14 protein-coding genes are annotated in these 17,624 nt (G+C 67.1%); 6 read left to right on the plus strand and 8 right to left on the minus strand.

Annotated elements, in window-relative coordinates; all coding sequences use genetic code 11:
- The first annotated feature begins 2 nt into the window (after window positions 1-2).
- Both VGJ96_14755 and VGJ96_14760 read left to right on the plus strand, forming a co-directional pair.
- Complete coding sequence (locus VGJ96_14755; protein ID HEY3288378.1) at window positions 3-1,148, plus strand: saccharopine dehydrogenase C-terminal domain-containing protein; 1,146 nt, start codon at window positions 3-5, stop codon at window positions 1,146-1,148.
- Window positions 1,149-1,333: 185 nt separating this feature from the next.
- Entirely contained in the window at window positions 1,334-2,023 is a 690-nt protein-coding gene (locus VGJ96_14760) for a hypothetical protein (protein ID HEY3288379.1), read from the plus strand.
- A 148-nt stretch (window positions 2,024-2,171) separates the two neighbouring features.
- Here the strand turns inward: VGJ96_14760 and dacB are convergent, their stop codons facing one another.
- Both dacB and VGJ96_14770 read right to left on the minus strand, forming a co-directional pair.
- Window positions 2,172-3,797 (minus strand): D-alanyl-D-alanine carboxypeptidase/D-alanyl-D-alanine-endopeptidase, encoded by a 1,626-nt coding sequence (gene dacB / locus VGJ96_14765; GenBank protein ID HEY3288380.1) that lies wholly within the window; start codon window positions 3,795-3,797, stop codon window positions 2,172-2,174.
- 56 nt (window positions 3,798-3,853) lie between these two features.
- On the minus strand, window positions 3,854-4,993 hold the full coding sequence (locus VGJ96_14770) for a DUF5009 domain-containing protein (GenBank protein HEY3288381.1): 1,140 nt from the start codon (window positions 4,991-4,993) through the stop codon (window positions 3,854-3,856).
- A gap of 212 nt (window positions 4,994-5,205) precedes the next feature.
- Here VGJ96_14770 and VGJ96_14775 point away from each other — a divergent pair, with 212 nt between their 5' ends.
- Window positions 5,206-5,643, plus strand: a complete 438-nt coding sequence (locus VGJ96_14775; GenBank protein HEY3288382.1) for a four helix bundle protein — start codon at window positions 5,206-5,208, stop codon at window positions 5,641-5,643.
- 118 nt (window positions 5,644-5,761) lie between these two features.
- Here the strand turns inward: VGJ96_14775 and VGJ96_14780 are convergent, their stop codons facing one another.
- From VGJ96_14780 to VGJ96_14805, 6 genes are all read right to left on the minus strand, one after another.
- Window positions 5,762-6,082, minus strand: a complete 321-nt coding sequence (locus VGJ96_14780; protein HEY3288383.1) for a cytochrome C oxidase subunit IV family protein — start codon at window positions 6,080-6,082, stop codon at window positions 5,762-5,764.
- A gap of 12 nt (window positions 6,083-6,094) precedes the next feature.
- On the minus strand, window positions 6,095-6,766 hold the full coding sequence (locus VGJ96_14785) for a cytochrome c oxidase subunit 3 (GenBank protein HEY3288384.1): 672 nt from the start codon (window positions 6,764-6,766) through the stop codon (window positions 6,095-6,097).
- Window positions 6,767-6,781: 15 nt separating this feature from the next.
- Window positions 6,782-8,710 carry a cytochrome c oxidase subunit I gene (ctaD, locus tag VGJ96_14790; GenBank protein ID HEY3288385.1) on the minus strand — a complete coding sequence of 643 codons (1,929 nt, stop codon included), beginning with the start codon at window positions 8,708-8,710 and terminating at the stop codon, window positions 6,782-6,784.
- An 18-nt stretch (window positions 8,711-8,728) separates the two neighbouring features.
- Entirely contained in the window at window positions 8,729-10,048 is a 1,320-nt protein-coding gene (gene coxB / locus VGJ96_14795; protein ID HEY3288386.1) for a cytochrome c oxidase subunit II, read from the minus strand.
- 161 nt (window positions 10,049-10,209) lie between these two features.
- Window positions 10,210-10,584, minus strand: a complete 375-nt coding sequence (locus VGJ96_14800; GenBank protein HEY3288387.1) for a hypothetical protein — start codon at window positions 10,582-10,584, stop codon at window positions 10,210-10,212.
- 175 nt (window positions 10,585-10,759) lie between these two features.
- Window positions 10,760-12,604: an aspartate ammonia-lyase gene (locus VGJ96_14805; GenBank protein ID HEY3288388.1), complete on the minus strand. Its 1,845-nt coding sequence runs from the start codon at window positions 12,602-12,604 to the stop codon at window positions 10,760-10,762.
- Between the two features lie 226 nt (window positions 12,605-12,830).
- Between VGJ96_14805 and VGJ96_14810 the strand changes: the two genes are divergently transcribed.
- The 3 genes from VGJ96_14810 (at window position 12,831) to leuS (ending at window position 17,554) form a co-directional block, all read left to right on the plus strand.
- Entirely contained in the window at window positions 12,831-13,898 is a 1,068-nt protein-coding gene (locus VGJ96_14810; protein ID HEY3288389.1) for a N(4)-(beta-N-acetylglucosaminyl)-L-asparaginase, read from the plus strand.
- A gap of 1 nt (window position 13,899) precedes the next feature.
- Entirely contained in the window at window positions 13,900-14,949 is a 1,050-nt protein-coding gene (locus tag VGJ96_14815) for a TrkA family potassium uptake protein (protein HEY3288390.1), read from the plus strand.
- Between the two features lie 106 nt (window positions 14,950-15,055).
- Window positions 15,056-17,554, plus strand: coding sequence for a leucine--tRNA ligase (leuS, locus tag VGJ96_14820; GenBank protein HEY3288391.1), 2,499 nt, complete (start codon window positions 15,056-15,058; stop codon window positions 17,552-17,554).
- Window positions 17,555-17,624: the final 70 nt, after the last annotated feature.

The following is a 17,624-nucleotide window of genomic DNA, read 5'->3' on the forward strand; positions in this document are numbered from 1 at the left end:
CCATGAAGATGCTTGTGCTTGGCGCCGGGCTGCAGGGCTCCGCGTGCGCCTACGACCTGCTGCACCAGCCAGACGTCACCGAGGTGCGCCTCGCGGACAAGTCGGTGGATCACCTGCCGAACTTTCTGGCGCCCTACATCGGCGGCAAGCTGAAGCCGATGACGCTCGACGTCACGGACAAGGCCGCGACGCTCAAGGCGATGGACGGCGTGAAGGCGGTGATGTGCGCCGTCCCGTACTACTTCAACATGCCGATGACCGAGGCGGCCATCGCCTCGGGCGCGCACTTCTGCGACCTCGGTGGCAACACGGAGATCGTCTTCCAGCAGAAGACGCTGGACGCGAAGGCGGCCGCGGCCGGCGTGACGGTGATTCCCGACTGCGGCCTCGCCCCGGGGATGGTGAACATCCTGGCCCAGCTCGGCATCGAGCGCTGCGACACCGTGTCCGCCGTGAAGATCTTCGTGGGCGGCCTGCCGCAGAAACCCGAGCCGCCGCTCAACTACCAGGTGGTGTATTCGCTCGAGGGCGTGCTCGACTACTACACGACCCTGTCGTGGGTGATTCGCGACGGCAAGCGCCACCAGGTGAAGGCGCTGTCGGAGCGTGAGCCCGTGGTCTTCACCGAACTCGGCGAGCTCGAGGCGTTCCACACGGCGGGCGGACTTTCCACCATCGGCTTCCGGTACGAGGGGAAGATCCCGACGATGGAGTACAAGACGCTGCGGTATCCCGGCCACGCGCACATCATGGAGGCGATTCGCGAGCTCGGGCTGCTCGACCTCGGCGCGATCAACGTGAAGGGGATGCAGGTGGTGCCGCGCGACGTGGCGATCGCCTGCATGGCGCCGCGCCTCAACAAGCCCGACGGGCGCGACCTGGTGGCGATGCGCGTCATCGTGCGCGGCGTGAAGGGCGGCAAGCCCGTGACGCACACGTTCGAGATGGTGGACCGCTTCGACGAGAAGACCCACATCACGTCGATGGAACGCACGACCGGATTCTCGCTGGCGATCACCGGACTGATGCAGGCGCAGGGACGCATCAAGACGGCCGGCGTGCACACGTCGGACGAATGCATGCCGGGCGAGGCGTACGTGGCCGAGCTCGCGAAGCGCGGCATCACGATCGTGCAGTCCGTGGCGTAGTCGGGCCGGAGGAAGGCACGAAGCGGGCGGAGCCGTCTGGCTCCGCCCGCTTTTCGATGCGGCTGAAACCCCGGGGCCGGCGCATTGTTCCGCCTCGTGTGCCACCGACGCTGCCGGCGAGCCCGCGCGCGCGGATCCTCATGTAAAACGAGGGGTAAATCGCTCAGAACCCTATTGGAGGGACCATGGGTGTGACTCGTCTGGCGGTAGTGGCTGCGATGCTGGCGCTGAGCGTGCCGGTGTACGCGCAGCCCGGACGCTACGGTGGTGATCGCGGACGCGACGACCGTGGCAAGGATCGCGGGAATCGTTCAGAGGACCGCGACGACAAGGAACGCGGCAACCGAAGGGAGGGGCGGCGGGATGAGCCGCGGGGTGGAGGCGGCATCATTGGTCGTGTCGAGCCGCGCTATGGCGGACCCGATAACCGCGACTTTCGCCGCGACCGCCGCGATGAACCCCGTATCGCGGTGCGCACGCCCGTGTACATCGACCGCTACCCGTACCGCGAACGCGGCCCGCGGTTCGTGCCGCCGGGGCACATGCGCCGCGAGGTGTACTACCGCTACGGCGATCGTGACTGGCGCCAGCGCGAGTACGTGACGATCACGGCCTGGTTCCGGTCGTTGCCGCCCGCTCGCCTGACGGCGTACGGCTATTACGGGCCGGACTATGGTCATGTCCGTTATGCGTTCCGCCCGGGCATCTACCTGTCGATGGCCGTCTACGGGCAGCTGGGGATTCTCCCGTATGACCTCGAGGATGAGCTGGGTGAGCTGCCGTGGTATCTCGAACGCCGCATCTACGGCGACACGGTGCTCGTGATCGACTCGAGGACAAGGCAGGTGGTGGATATCTTCGAGCTGGACGACTGATTGAGGATTGGGAATCCGGATTGCGATGCAGGATGACGAATGCGGATGCCGATATGCGATCAACCCCGGGGCCACGCTGGCTCCGGGGTTGATCGTATGTCGCAGTCCGTGATCGCAATCCTGCATCGCAATCCGGATTCCCAATCCTCTATCGTTGGTAATTCGCCAGCGTCGCTCCCATCGCATCCATCGCTGCCTTCGCGCGCCAGCGATCGCGGCCGTTGTAGATGAACGAAAAAGCGAGGCGCTCGCCGTCGCGCGAGGTGACGTAGCCACCGAGGGAGGCGACGTCGTTGGTGGTGCCGGTCTTCGCATGAAGGTTGCCCATCGCCGGCGTGTACTTCATGCGGCGCCGCAGGGTCTCGGTGCGGCCGGCGACGGGCAGCGACTGCTCCAGCACATCGCGCCATGGCGCGCGGGCGGCGTAGCCCAGCAGCTGCACCATCGACCGCGGCGTGACGCGATCGGCCGTGGACAGGCCGCTGCCGTCCGCCGCGTACACGTCGGTGGGCGGCACCTGCGCCTTCTCCCACAGGAACCGGCGCAGCAGGATGTTGGAATTCTCCGCCGAACCCACCACGCCGACGCTGCGTGCGGCGTTGCGGAACAGGAGCTCGGCAAAGTGATTGTTGGACTCGCCGTTCATCGTCGTGATGAGTTCGCCGAGCGGCGCGGAGGGAAGCGCCGTGACGCGCGGCACGCCGCTGCCGGCGCGGCCGAGCCGGACCGGGCCGCCCACGCTGATGCCCTGCGCCTCGAGCGCGGCGCGGAACGCAGCCGTCGTGATGAGGGCCGGATGCTCCGCGACGACCTGCACGCTCCGGCCCTTGCCGCCGCCGCCCACCGACCCGCGCACTTCGATGCCATTCTCGCGCTGCACGATGCCGATGCGCGCGCCGCGCCCCGCGACGACGCGCACCGCGTTGACGATGGTGATGCCCGACAATGCCGGCTCGAACGTGATGGCGGCGCTCTTGCCGGCCGGCTTCACCGTCACCTTCAGCAGGTTCTCGCTGTAGGAGAGCGCCGAGACGCGGGCGGCATACGAGGCGCCAAGGTAGCGTGACCGCCACCCTTCCGGCACGCCGCGATCCTCGAACGCGGAGGCATCCCCGATGACATCGCCCGAAACACGGCGCACGCCGGCTTCGGCGACGAGCCGCGCCATGGCGGCCATCGGCGTCTCGCCGGAGGCGCCGTCCGAGAAGCGCCGGCTGAACGACGGGTCGCCCGCGCCGCGCAGCACCAGGTTGCCGCGCACCGTGCCATCGCCGCCGAGCGCGCCTTCGCGGAGGACCTCGGTGACGAACCGATAGTTGGCGCCGAAGCGCTCGAGCGCGACCGCGGCGGTGAAGAGCTTCATCGTGCTGGCCGGCAGCAGCTGCCGGTCGGCGTTGCGCGTGAAGAGCGTGTCGCCGTTGTCGAGCGAAAGGACGGCCACGCCCCAGGCGCCGCTGCGCGACGCACGGTCCAGGATGTTGTCGAGGTCGATGACGAGCTGCGAACCACCGCGCGGGGCGGTGAAGGTGATCGGCGCCGGCGCGGACACGCGCTTCTTGGCCGCGGTGCGGACCTTGGCCGGCGTGCGACCCGCGACGCGACGGTGCTTCGACGCGGTCCGGCGCTTGTTCGTCCCCCCGGTCTTCCCCGTCGCGGCGCGCACCGACGCCACGGCCGGATTGGCCTGGGCCGGGAGCTGCGGAATGGCGACCGCCAGCACAACGGCGGCGGCACACCACTGGAAGATCCCACGGTGGCGGAGCAGGGAGGGCATCAGGGGCTTGGCTCTCGACGCAGGGAAGGCGGCCGAGCGGGCGGCCGCCCGGCTCGTCAGACCTTCAGGATCAAATTACGACGGTGCAACACCGCAAGTACAGCGTACCAGAACAAGACGAAGCAGATCGCAAAAGCCAAGGATGCGTTTCGGGGCTCGAGCCACGAGGCGAACACCGAGTTATACACCGCGGCCTGCACGGACATTTGCTTGCCGTCGAACTCGACCTTCCACAGCGAGTAGATGATGCGGGCCATCAACCCCGACCCCGCGAATGCCACGAGCGGGTTGACACCATATATGACGAGCGGACGGGTCCACCACGTAACACCCTGGATATCGATGATCCAGGTGATGGTGGCGATCGCGACGGCCGCCATGCCGGACGTGAACAGGACGTAGGAACTCGTCCAGAGGCCCTTGTTGATGGGGAACGCCCAGTTCCACATCAGGCCGACCATCATCAGCAGGGCGCCCACGGCGAACATCGCGGTCAGCCGGTCGAGAATCGGGCGCTCCGTGAGGGCGAGCCAGCGGCCGAGCAGCACACCGGTCATGGCCGTCCCGATGGCCGGAAGCGTGGAGAGCGGTCCCTCCGGGTCCCAGGTCTTGGACGACTTCCAGAGGTGCCCGTCGAGCAGGGCCCGGTCGACCCAGGCGGCCAGCGTGCGCGACGGATCGTTGAGGCAGAGCGCGCCCAGTTCGCAGCCACCGGGAACCGGGAGCAGGGTCATGGCGAACCAGTACCCGTACAACAGTACGGCGAGCATCACGACGATCTGCTTCACCGAGGCATTGAGCGTCAGGAGCGCCGAGATCATGTACACGACCCCGATGCGGGGGAGGACGCCCGGGATGCGGATCTCGGTGATGCGCTCCAGCGGATAGTACGGGAAGGCCGCCATCGCCCAGCCGATGAGGACGATCAGCGCGCCGCGGCGCAGGATCTGGCGGCGGAGCACCGCATCGCTGTCCCCGCGCGCGCGGCGCGCCGAGAGCGACAGGTGCGTCGTGACGCCGACGATGAAGAGGAAGAACGGAAAGATGAGGTCGGTCGGCGTCCAGCCGTGCCACGAGGCGTGCGCGAGCGGCGGATAGATGGCCCCCCACGTGCCGGGATTGTTCACGAGGAGCATGCCGGCCACGGTCAAGCCGCGAAAGACATCGAGGCTGACGAGACGTTCACCCTGTTTCATCGGGTCCTCCCTAGGACAGCCCAATGTGGGGAAGGCTCAATTGGGGTGCAAGGGCACGGGCACGGTGGGGTGCAAGGGCACGGGCACGGTGGGGTGCAAGGGCACGGGCACAGTGGGGTGCAAGGGCACGGGCACAGTGGGGTGCAAGGGAATGGGGGGAGGCGGAATGCATTGGTGCAGCGACCGATGCTTCCTGCCAATAGGCTGCCGACATGGACTCCGTCGTCGAGCAGGCCCTCGCCAAGTGGTCGCAAGGAATCGGTCCGGACGAGACTGCCGATCCCATCTGGAATCTGTTGGCGTATCGCATCGCCCGGTGCCTGGTCGATCACGCACAAGCGGACGGGGTGTTGCTGGTCGCGCACGTGGATCCCAAGACGATCGGCCAGCTCTCGCGCGCGGTCGGCTCCATCGCCGCGAATGTCGCCGAGGGGTACAGTCGCCGATCTGCGGCCGACCGCTCGCGTTTCTACGGCTATGCACTCGGATCGTCGCGGGAAACGACGGTCTGGTACCGCTCAGTAGCCTGGTGCATGGAGCCGACGGACCTGGCCTTGCGGATGGCCTTCCTCACGCAGGAGAGGCGGCTGCTCGTGGGGATGCTCAAGTCGGTGCAACGCCACGGCGGTCCAACGTTCGAGCCCGGCTGATCCCCCCCCTCTCCCTGCACTCCACTGTGTCCGTGCACCCCACCGTGCCCGTGCCTGTGCACCAAGTGCAATGGGGCAGCCACCCGGCCGCCCCATCGTCTTGCGTACAACCAGATCCTCACCCCACGCTGAGCTTCGAGAAGAGAAACAGGAACGCCACCAGCGTGATGCCGGCGATGATGAGCGGTCCGGTGAACAGCTTGCGGAACAGGTGATGATCGTACTTGAGGTGCATGTAGAACATCACGACGATCGTGAACTTCACCGCCGACATGATGAGCAGCGAGGGCACGAAGGCCTTGCTCGCCACGAACGCCGGGATGTAGTAGGCCCACACCTCGACAATGGTGATCACGAACAGCCAGAGCGCCACCCACTTGTACTGCTTCCAGGTGGGATGCTCGTGCGGATGGTCGGCGTGGGCGCGGTCGTTGGACATGGTCGGCGGCCCCTACTTGATGAGGTAGACGAGGGTGAAGATCGCGATCCAGACGACGTCGACGAAGTGCCAGTACAGCGCCATGATGTCGATGTTGATCGCGTCCTTCGGCGTGAGTCCGCGCTTGAAGTCGATGAACAGCATCGTCATCAGCCAGAGCACGCCGACCGCGACGTGCGTGCCGTGGAAGCCGGTCAGCGTGAAGAAGGACGAGCCGAACAGGTTGGTCTTGATGGTCAGCCCTTCGTGCACGAAGGACGTGAACTCATACGCCTGGAAGCCGAGGAAGGTGGCGCCGGCCGCCGCGGTGGCCGCCAGCCAGAACTTCGACGAGCCGAGCAGCCCCTCATAGCCGGGCTTGCCCTTGTTCTCGACGGCGGCGAGGGCGAGCACCATGAAGAGCGACGACATCAGCAGGACGAACGTCGATGCCGACGTGACGGGGATGTTCAGGATCGGCTTGAACACCTCGCCGGTGGGCGAGGTCCACGTCTCGTGCGGGAACGGCCCGACGACGGACCGGCCCTTGTAGACGAGGTAGGTCGAGATCAGAGAACCGAAGAGCATGCACTCCGACCCGATGAAGGCCCACATGGCGATCTTCCGGGAGTTGAGCCCGGTCGTCGTGTAGTGGGTGTGCTCGTGCGCCTCGTGGGCGCCGGCGGCAGCAGCTGCAGTGGCCACGGTCGTGATCTCCGGTTACTCGAGGGGGCTCGTGAGCCACGCGTAGAGCGAGCCCACCATGAACGCGGCGCCGCCCAGCATCGTCGCCATCGCCAGCGGGAACTTGCCGGCGTGGAGCACGATGAGGCCGCTGAACAGGACGACGATGCCGAGCGCCACCATGAACGGCCTGATGGTCGGGAATGGCATGGGAATGCCGAGTTCCGCCGCGATGCGCCGCTCCGTCTCCTCGTGCACCGGCACGGCGTGCGCCTCGGCGATGACGCTGGCGTCGGCGTGCGAGTGCGCGAGGTCCGCGGTGCGGTCCGGCGCCTTGAGATCCCACATCGGGTAGCGTGACGTCACCTCGGGGATCTGCGCGAAGTTGTAGTCCGGCGGCGGCGACGGGATGGACCACTCGAGCGTGGGCGCGCCCCACGGGTCGTTGCCGGCGACGGGGCCGTTCTTGCGGCTGGAGAAGAAGTTCCAGGCGAAGACGAGGCCGGCGATCAGCAGCAGGTACGTGCCGGTCGTCGACATCAGGTTGAAGAGGTCCCACCCCTGCCCGGCGTCGTACGTGTAGATGCGCCGTGGCATGCCGAGCATGCCGCTGAAGTGCATCGGGAAGAACGTGAGGTTCAGGCCGACGAAGTTGAGCCAGAACTGCCAGTTGCCGAGCTTCTCGCTCATGAACCGGCCGGTGATCTTCGGGAAGTAGTGATAGATGCCCGCGAAGATGCCCATCATCGCGCCGCCGTACAGCACATAGTGGAAGTGCGCGACGATGAAGTACGTGTCCGTCTGCTGCAGGTCCGACGGCGGCGACGAGTGCATCACGCCGGAGATGCCGCCAATGGTGAACATCGCGATGAGGCCGATGGCGAACTTCATCGACACCGGAAAGCGGAGCGAGCCGCCGTACATCGTCGCGATCCAGTTGAAGATCTTCACGCCGGTCGGGATGCCGATGAGCATCGTCGCCACCGAGAAGATGGAGTCGGCCACCGGACCCATGCCGACGGCAAACATATGGTGCGCCCAGACGCCGAAGCCGAGGAAGCCGATCATGATGCCGGAGTAGGCCATCACGTTGTAGCCGAAGAGCGGCTTGCGGCTGTGCGTGGGCAGCACCTCCGACACGAGGCCGAAGGCCGGCAGGATGAGGATGTAGACCTCGGGGTGGCCAAAGACCCAGAAGAGGTGCTGCCAGAGCAGCGGGTCGCCACCGGCCGACACCTGGTAGAACTGGGTGCCGAAGAAGCGGTCGAACTGCAGGAAGAACAGCGCCGCCGTGATCACCGGGAAGGCGAGGATCACGAGGAACTGCACCACGAACGACATCCACGTGAACATCGGCATGCGCATCAGCGTCATGCCGGGGGCGCGCAGGTTGATGATCGTGGTGATGAAGTTGAACGCCGCGGCCAGCGACGAGATGCCGAGGATCTGCAGGCCGAGGACCCAGAAGTCCATGTTGAAGCCGCCGCCGTAGGTGGGGCCGGAGAGCGGCGCGTAGCCGAACCAGCCGCCGTTGGGGGCGACGCCGAAGAAGATCGGCAGCGTGATGAACAGGCCGCCCAGCGCGTACACCCAGTACGAGAAGGCGTTGAGGCGCGGGAAGGCCACGTCACGCGCGCCGATCTGCAGCGGAATGAGGTAGTTGAAGAAGGCGGCCGAGAGCGGCATCACGACGAGGAAGACCATCGTGGTGCCGTGCATCGTGAACAGCTGGTTGTACGTCTCCGCGGAGACGACGCTCAGGTTCGGCCGGGCCAGCTGGGTGCGGATGAGCAGCGCCTCGAGCCCGCCCACGAGCAGGTAGAACAGGGCGGTGTACAGATAGAGGATGCCGATCCGCTTGTGGTCGACGGTGGTCAGCCAGCTCCAGAGGCCGGACTGCTCCGACGATTGCGACGCGCGGGCGGTGCCCTGCGCGTGCGTCGGAATGGCGGCGGACGTTGCCATGGGTGCGGTTCTCCGGGGCTATTTGAGGGAGCGCAGATACGCGACGATGTCGGCGATCTGCCTGTCGTCGAGACCGGCGGCGGCGGGGACCGCGGCCTTGATGGCCGGGTTGTATTCGCCGGCGCCAAACGTCGGCATCTGCGAGCCCGGCTTCATGGCGGGCGCGTTCTTGATCCAGAGCGCCAGCGTCCTGGCGTCGAGACGGTAGAGGCCGGCGGCGAAGGTGTGGCGCGAGCCGACGTGCGTCAGGTTGGGGCCCTTCGCGTTGTTGTCGTTGGCGTAGTTGGTCTCACCCTTGATGACGTGGCAGGTGAGGCACGGCGCCTTGCCCAGGTTCGCGGGATTCGTGAGCAGTGCGCGCCCGGCCTTGGGGTCGCCGGCGGCGAGGAGCGATTCGTCATACCTGGTCGCCGGCATCGGCGTCGACGGAAGCGTGTACGCCGGCATCTTCTCGAGCGGGAACACCCATCCGTCCGACGCCGCGGCGGGCTGCGGGGCCGGGGCGACGGTGGGGACGAGCGAGGCGGTCTTGACGACGGGTGCCTTGGCGGCGGCCTTCGCGGCGGAATCGGCCGCGGCCGCCGCAGCGATCGCCGCTGGGGAGCCGATCGCTTCCTTCTTCTGGTGCGCCGCCCACTGTTCGAACTCGGCTGGGGTCACCGTGAAGGTGCGGAAGCGCATGTTGGCGTGGCTCGACCCGCAGTACTCGACGCAGGCGCCGTTGAGTGCCGTCGGTTCCATCGACGCATTCGGCGTGAACCAGATGTGGTTCACCTTGTTGGCAATCAGGTCGCGCTTGCCGCCGAGCTGCGGGATCCAGAACGAGTGCAGCACGTCGCGCGTCTGCAGCGAGAAGTTCACCGTCTTGCCGATCGGCAGGTACAGCTCGTTGGCCGTCACGATGCCGTACTGCGGATAACGGAACTCCCACCACCACTGGTGGCCGATCACCTCCACCTGCAGCGCTTCCGCGGGGGCCTTGCGCTGGTTCTGGAAGATCGTCCGCACCGTGGGCACGGCGATGAAGACCAGGATGAGCGCGGGGATGGCCGTCCAGGTGATCTCAAGGGCCGCGTTGCCGTGGATCTGGCGGGGGGCCGGTCCACCCTCCCGTCGGCGGAACTTGACGATCGTGTAGACCAGGAGCACCTCGACGACCACGAAGACGATCGTCCCGAGGAGCATCATGCGGTCCCAGAGGAAGACCGCTCCCTCGTTGAGCTCGGTGTGCTTGCTGAACGTGGAGTTGGGGTACTCTCCACCACAGGCAGCAAGCACCAGCAGGGCAACAGCGAGTGCGGCGGCCGGTGCAAACCGGCGCAGATGCGACTTGAGCATCAGCGGTGATGTTGGGGGGTGAGAGGCCTATGCCCGGCAGACTCGGACAGAGGTGTACGGAAAAAGCCGCAGAAAGTTAGTGGCTCACGTCGGGCGGTTCAAGCACACGGGAGTCAGGCAACTACCTACATCACACCATGGCTGACGACGTGCCGCCCCGCTTACTCAGGGGCGAGTGTGATGTCCACCGCGTGCTCGACTTTCACTTTCTTCTGCGCGAAGTCGATGAGCTGGCGGATATTGGCGACCGCCTCGCGATAGGAGCGAAGCTTCACCTGGTCGCCACCGCCGCGTCCGCCGATGAGGAGCATCGCCGAGACCTGATCGGCGATCATGCCGAACTGCCCCTTGAGCTGTCCCTGAAGGGGCATGGCGATCCGCTTCAGTTGCATCGGAAAGACACCCATCGGCTTGCCCGCCTTCATCTCCATGGCTGCCCGCTCGACCATGCTGTGGATCTGCGAAACGGTCATCAGCGCCTCTTCCAGCGTCTTCATCTTCTGCGCGCCGGCGCCATCGAGTTTTGTGCTGGCCATGGGGTAATCACCGAATGAGGCGGAGAACCACAGAGTACGACAGAGTACGACAGAGTACGACAGTTGAATACTACCACGGCGGAGGGACCCGCGCGTCAGCTGACCTCCCTCCTGCTCCACGGTCATTCTCTGTCTTACTCTGTCGTACTCTGTGGTACTCTGTCGTACTCTGCCCCTACACCATCCCCGCCGGATCCAGCGCCTCGTCCAGCTGCTCGCGCGTGAGGAGTCCGCGTTCGAGCACCAGCTCGTAGACGCCGCGCCCGGACTGCAGCGCTTCCTTGGCCACCGCGGTGCACGCCTCGTAGCCGATCACCGGGACGAGCGCCGTCACGATCCCCACCGAGCGCTGCACGAAGTCGCGCAGTCGTTCGGGGTTGGCGGTGATGCCCTCGATGCACTTGGTCCGGAGCATTCTTACCGCCGCGGTCATCGTCCGGATGTTGTGCAGCAGGCGGAAGGCGATGATCGGCTCGAAGACGTTCAACTGCAGCTGTCCGCCCTCGGCGGCCATCGTCACCGTCACGTCGCCGCCGACGACGTCGAAGCAGACCTGATTGACCGCCTCGGGAATGACCGGATTCACCTTGCCCGGCATGATGCTGGAGCCGGGCTGCATGGGCGGCAGGTTGATCTCGCCCAAGCCGGTTCGCGGTCCGCTGGAGAGCAGCCGCAGGTCGTTGCAGACCTTGCTCAGCTTCACGGCGCAGCGCTTGAGGACGCCGGAGAGCTGCACGAACGCGCCGGTGTCCGACGTGGCCTCCACGAGGTCGGGGGCGGTGATCAACGGCAATCCGGTGACGGTGCTGAGGTGGACGCGCACCGCCTCGGGATAGCCGGCGGGGGCGTTGATGCGCGTGCCGATGGCCGTGGCGCCCATGTTGATCTCGCGGATCAGCGCCTGCGCCTCGCCGAGCCGGTCGATGTCCTCGGCGATCGTGTGCCCGAAGGCGGCGAACTCCTGGCCGAGGGTCATCGGCACGGCGTCCTGGAGCTGGGTGCGGCCCATCTTCACCAGTTCGCGGAACTCCCCCGCCTTCTGCAGGAACGCGGCGACGAGTTCGCGCATCGCCTCGCGCAGGTCGGCGATGCTCGCGTGCAGGGCCAGCTTCACTGCCGTCGGATACACGTCATTGGTGCTCTGCGACATGTTGACGTGATTGTTGGGATGGCAGTGGTCGTATTCGCCGTGCTTGCGCCCCAGCAGCTCGAGCGCGCGGTTGGCGATGACCTCGTTGGCGTTCATGTTGGTGGAGGTTCCGGCGCCCCCCTGGATCATGTCCACGAGGAAATGCTCGTGATGCCGTCCGTGCTGCACCTCGCGCGCGGCGCGCACGATGGCGTCGGTGATGGCGGGATCGAGGAGGCCGAGGTCGTTGTTGGCGAGCGCCGCCGCCTCCTTCACCTGGGCGAGCGCGACGATCAGCGTCGGGAACTCACGCAGCGGGATTCCGGTCAGCGGGAAGTTCTCGAGCGCGCGCAGCGTCTGGACGCCGTACAGCGCCTCGGCGGCAATGTCGCGCTCGCCAAGCAGGTCGTGCTCCCGGCGCGTGCCGCCGCCGTAGTAGCCGAGGGCGCGGCCGTGCCCCACCAGCGTGGCGCTGGCCACATGCAGGCGCTGCGCGATGGATCGTGCCGTCCGCGAGAGCAGCGCGGCGTGCAGCGCCGGCGTCCGCTCGAGCAGCGGGGCGAGGTCCGCCTGCCGGAAGAGAAGGGCCTGCGTGATCTCGAGCGCAACCCCCGAGGTGCTGTGCGGTGAATCATCGAGCAGCACCCCCTCGCCGACGACCTCACCAGGGCCCAGCGTCGCGAGACGGGTGACGATGCCGCCATGCGACTTCTCGATGCCCACCGAGCCCGTGAGAATGACGGCGAAGAAGGCGCGCTCGCCGCCCTCGGAGAAGAGCCGGTCGCCCACGAAGAAGGTGGTGGGCGTTGCCGACGTCGAAAGTTGTTGCAGCAGCGGATCGCCGAGTCCGGCGAAGAAGGGAACACGCTGCAGGGTCTTGGTAATGGGCATGGATCCTGAACGATTGAGGATCGGGAATCCGGATTTCGACCTATGAAAGGGAAATCGGACGGCGATTTGCGATGCATTAATTGTGGCGTTCGGACAGACGCAGGGACAGGTGCGCCGCACTCCGACGAATCGCCAGTCGCCGTCCCGGCTCGCCGTCCTCAATCCCTATCCGGATGCCAGATCGTCAGTCAAATTCTCACGACCCTCGCTGCCACCGAGCCCATCGATGATTGACCGCCGTGCCTTCCTCGAGAAGTCCGCCCTGCTCTCGGCCCTCGGCTTCCTGCCGCGCGTGCTGTCAGCGGCGGAGTACGAACGCGACGTGATGGGGGCGGGGTTCGGCACGACGCCCAACTTCCGCGGCCGGCCGTGCGTGGTGTCGAGCGCCAACGGCATCAAGGGAGTGAAGCTGGCCTACGATCGCATCACGGGCGGCACGGATGCGCTCGACGCGATCATCGCCGGCGTGAACCTCGTGGAACTCGACCCGAACGATCAGTCGGTGGGGCTCGGCGGGTTGCCCAACGAGGAAGGCGTGGTGCAACTGGACGCCAGCTGCATGCACGGCCCCACGCGCCGGGCGGGTGCCGTGGGCTGCCTCGAGGAAATCGCGACGCCGTCGCTCGTGGCCAAGGCGGTGATGGACTACACCACGCACGTGCTGCTGGTCGGCGCCGGCGCCAAGAAGTTCGCGCTGGCGATGGGCTTCACGCCCCAGAACCTGCTGACCGAGAAGAGCCGCCAGGACTGGCTGCGCTGGAAGTCGCGCCTCAGCAAGACGGACAACTGGCTGGACCACGACGACGACGTGAAGATCAACTGGACGCACGGCACCATCAACATGAACGCCGTCAACGCGGCGGGCGACGTGAGTTCGGTGACGACCACCAGCGGGCTGGCGTGGAAGCTCGACGGGCGACTGGGCGACTCGCCCATCCACGGCGCGGGCCAGTACACCGACAACGACGTGGGCGCGGCGGGGAGCACCGGGCTGGGCGAGATCAACATCAAGAGCTGCGGCGGGTTCCTGACGGTGGAGTTCATGCGCCAGGGGGCCACGCCGGAGCAGGCGGCGCTCAAGACGCTGGAGCGCATGGTGCACGTGACGGAGAAGCGCCTGCTCGACGATGCGGGACGCCCGCGCTACGACATCCAGGTCTACGCCGTGGCGAAGGACGGGCGCTACGGGGCCGCCACGATGTACGAGGGCGCTTCGTTTGCGGTCTGCGACGAGAAGGGAGCGCGCCTCGAGAAGTGCGCCTACCTCTACAAGGGATCGGAGCGCCCCCGCTGACATGAATGACTGGCGTGACGAACTGAACACCCTCGGCCGGCGCATCCTGACGCCGATTGCGGTGCTGTTCGCCACGTACCTGGTGGGGATCGTCGGCTACAAGTGGATCGGCGGGCGCGATCACTCGTGGCTCGACGCGCTGTACATGACGACGATCACCCTGACCACGACGGGGTACCGCGAGGTCATCGACATCACCCAGCACCCCGCCGCGATGATCTTCACGATCATCCTCCTGCTGTTCGGGGCGACGGCGGTGGTGATGACGGGATCGATGCTGACGGCATACGTGGTGGAAGGCGACCTGACGGCGGGATTCCGGAGGCGGCGGATGCAGAAGCGGATCGACGCGATGCGCGGGCACACCATCGTGTGCGGCGCGGGGCAGACGGGGACGGCGGTGGTGAGCGAACTCGCGGCGACCGACCGGTCGGCGGTGGCGATCGAGGGCAATGCCGAGCGGGCGGCGGTCTTCGAGCGCCTGTTCCCGGGCGTGCCGGTGCTCGTGGGCGACTGCACCGACGACGAAGTGTTGACGCAGGCGGGGATCACCCGGGCATCGGGCGTGGTGGTCTGCACCGACGATGACAAGGTGGCGCTGGTGACGACGGTGCTGGCCCGGCAAATGGCGCCGAAGGCGCGCCTCGTGGCGCGCGCCTCGGATGAGCGGGCCGCGGCGCGGCTGAAGCAGAGCGGAGCGGACGCGGCCGTCTCGCCCGGCCGGATTGGCGGCATGCGCATGGCGAGCGAACTGCTGCGTCCCAGCGTGGTCACGTTCCTCGACCAGATGCTGCGTGACGAGAACCGCAACCTGCGGATCGAGGAAGTGCTGGTGGAGCACGGCAGCGCGCTCGACGCGCGGCAGGTGGAGGCGCTGCGCCTGCACGAGTACGGGACGGGGCTCCTGCTGCTGGCCATGCGGACGCGGGACGGCTCGTACCTGTTCAACCCGCCGGCGTCGAGTCCGGTGAGCGGTGGCTGCCACCTGATCGTGATGGGCGACCCGGCGTCGGTCACTCGGCTGCAGGAGGCCGGGGTCGCGGCGCGTTAGCGCTTGGACGCCTGATCGGGCCGGGCTAGATTCCAAGGATCCCTGCGGCCGCGCCACTGCGCCGGGCCACCGCGGGACCCCTCGTACCACCCAGCCACTACCGTAAATGACCGTTCCCCATCCGCCGGCCGGCTCGCCCGAGCCAGTCGCCTACGACCCGACTGCCGTCGAAGCCAAGTGGCGCGCGCGGTGGGCGGAGCGCGGCACGAACGCCACCGACCTCCACGGCGGTCGCCCGTTCTACCAGCTGATGATGTTCCCCTATCCGTCGGCGGAAGGGCTGCACATCGGCAACCTCTACGCCTTCACGGGGAACGACATCCACGGGCGCTACCAGCGGCTGCAGGGGCACACCGTGCTCGAACCGCTGGGGTACGATGCGTTCGGCATCCACTCGGAGAACTTCGCGCTCAAGATGGGCGTGCATCCGATGGAGCTGATTCCGCGCAACGTCGCGAACTTCCGCCGCCAACTCGACCGCGCGGGGCTGATGGTGGACTGGCGCCGTTCGGTGGATACCACCGATCCCGCCTACTACAAGTGGACGCAATGGGTCTTCCTCAAGCTCTACGAGCGCGGACTGGCCTACAAGAAGCAGGCGGCGGTGAACTGGTGCCCCTCGTGCAAGACCGTGCTCGCCAACGAGCAGGTCATCAATGGCGCCTGCGAGCGCTGCGGGACGATGGTCGAGCAGCGGGCGCTGGAGCAGTGGTTCTTCCGCATCACGGACTACGCCGAGCGCCTGCTCAGGAATCTCGACTGGATTGACTGGTCGGAGAGCACGCGCACGGCCCAGCGCAATTGGCTGGGGCGGAGCGAGGGCGCCGAGCTGCGGTTCCGCGTGCTCGATCCGCTGACGGATGCGGGGAGCGCCGGCGTGATGGTGTCGCAGGAGATCACCAGCGGTTCGACGGTCATCAATGTCTTCACGACGCGCCCCGACACGATCTTCGGCGCGACGTACCTGGTGCTGGCGCCGGAGCATCCGGCGGTGGACCGGATCACGACGTCGGACCAGCGCGCCGCGGTGGAGGCGTACCGCGACGCCGCGCGCAAGCAGGACCTCGTGAGCCGCCAGGTGAGCAAGGAGAAGACCGGCGTCTTCACCGGCGCGTACGCGGTCAATCCGGCGAACGGCGAGATGATCCCGGTCTGGACGGCGGACTACGTGCTGATGGGCTACGGCACCGGCGCCATCATGGCGGTGCCGGGGCACGACGAGCGCGACTTCGAATTCGCGCAGAAGTTCAGCCTGCCCATCGTCCGCGTGGTCGCCGCGCCCGACGACACGGCGCACACGCCACTCGCCGCGGCGTACACGGACGACGCCGACGGCCGGCTGGTGAACAGCGAGCAGTTCGACGGCGTGGCGGTTCCCGACGCCAAGCGACGGGTCACGGACTGGCTGACGCAGCGCGGGTCGGCGAAGCCGGTCACCACGTACCGGCTCCGCGACTGGTGCGTGTCGCGGCAGCGGTACTGGGGACCGCCGATCCCGATCATCTACTGCGACGCGTGCGGCACGGTGCCGGTTCCCGAGAAAGACCTGCCCGTGCTGCTGCCCAACGTGCCCGACTACAAGCCGGACGATTCCGGTGTCGGGCCGCTCGCCCGGCACGAGGCGTTCTATCACGTCCCCTGCCCGACGTGCGGCAAGCCGGCGCGCCGCGAGACCGACGTCAGCGACACCTTCCTCGACAGCGCCTGGTACTTCCTGCGCTACCCGAGCGTGCCGAACGACGCCGTGCCGTTTGACGCCGAGACCACGAAGCGGTGGCTGCCGGTGTCGGCGTACATCGGCGGCAACGAGCACGCCGTGCTGCATCTGCTGTATGCGCGCTTCATCAACATGGTGATGTTCGACGCGGGGCTGGTGCCGGCGGAGGAGCCGTTCAGGAAGTTCCGTGCCCACGGCATGATCATCCGCGACGGCGCCAAGATGTCGAAGTCGCGCGGCAACGTGGTGAACCCCGACGCCTACATGGACCAGTGGGGCGCCGACACCGTGCGCACCTACCTGATGTTCATCGGGCCGTTCGAGGAGGGCGGCGACTTCCGCGACCAGTCGATCAGCGGCGTGCGGCGCTTCTTCGACCGCCTGTGGGCGAGCGTGCGCGACGCCCAGGCCGCGGGTGCGCCCGACGCCGACGTGATGCGCAAGCTGCACCAGACCATCAAGAAGGTGGGCGGTGACATCGCGGCGCTGAGCTACAACACCGCGATTGCGGCGATGATGGAGTACATGAATGCGCTGCGCCGCGGCGAGCGCGTGCCGCACCGCGCCGAAGTCGAGCCGCTGGTGGCGCTCGTTGCGCCGTTCGCGCCGCACATCGCCGAGGAGCTGTGGGAGATGCTTGGCCACTCGCAGAGCGTCTTCAACGCCGGCTGGCCCGCGTACGACGAGGCGCTGTCGCGCGACGACGCGTTCGAGCTCGTGGTGCAGGTGAACGGCAGGACGCGCGGCAAGGTAAGCGTGGCGCGCGATGTCACGCAGGAGGCAGCACTGGCCGCGGCGCAGGCGGACGCCGGGATCGCGAAGTTCCTGACGGGGGCGCCGAAGAAGGTGATCTATGTGGCGGGACGGCTGCTGAATGTCGTCGTATAGAAGGTGATGGCGGATGGCAGATGACGGATGGCAGATGACGGATGGCAGATGGCGGATGGCAGACGGCCGA

The organism is Gemmatimonadaceae bacterium, from assembly GCA_036504815.1.
In the GTDB taxonomy this organism is placed as follows: Bacteria; Gemmatimonadota; Gemmatimonadetes; order Gemmatimonadales; family Gemmatimonadaceae; genus PNKL01.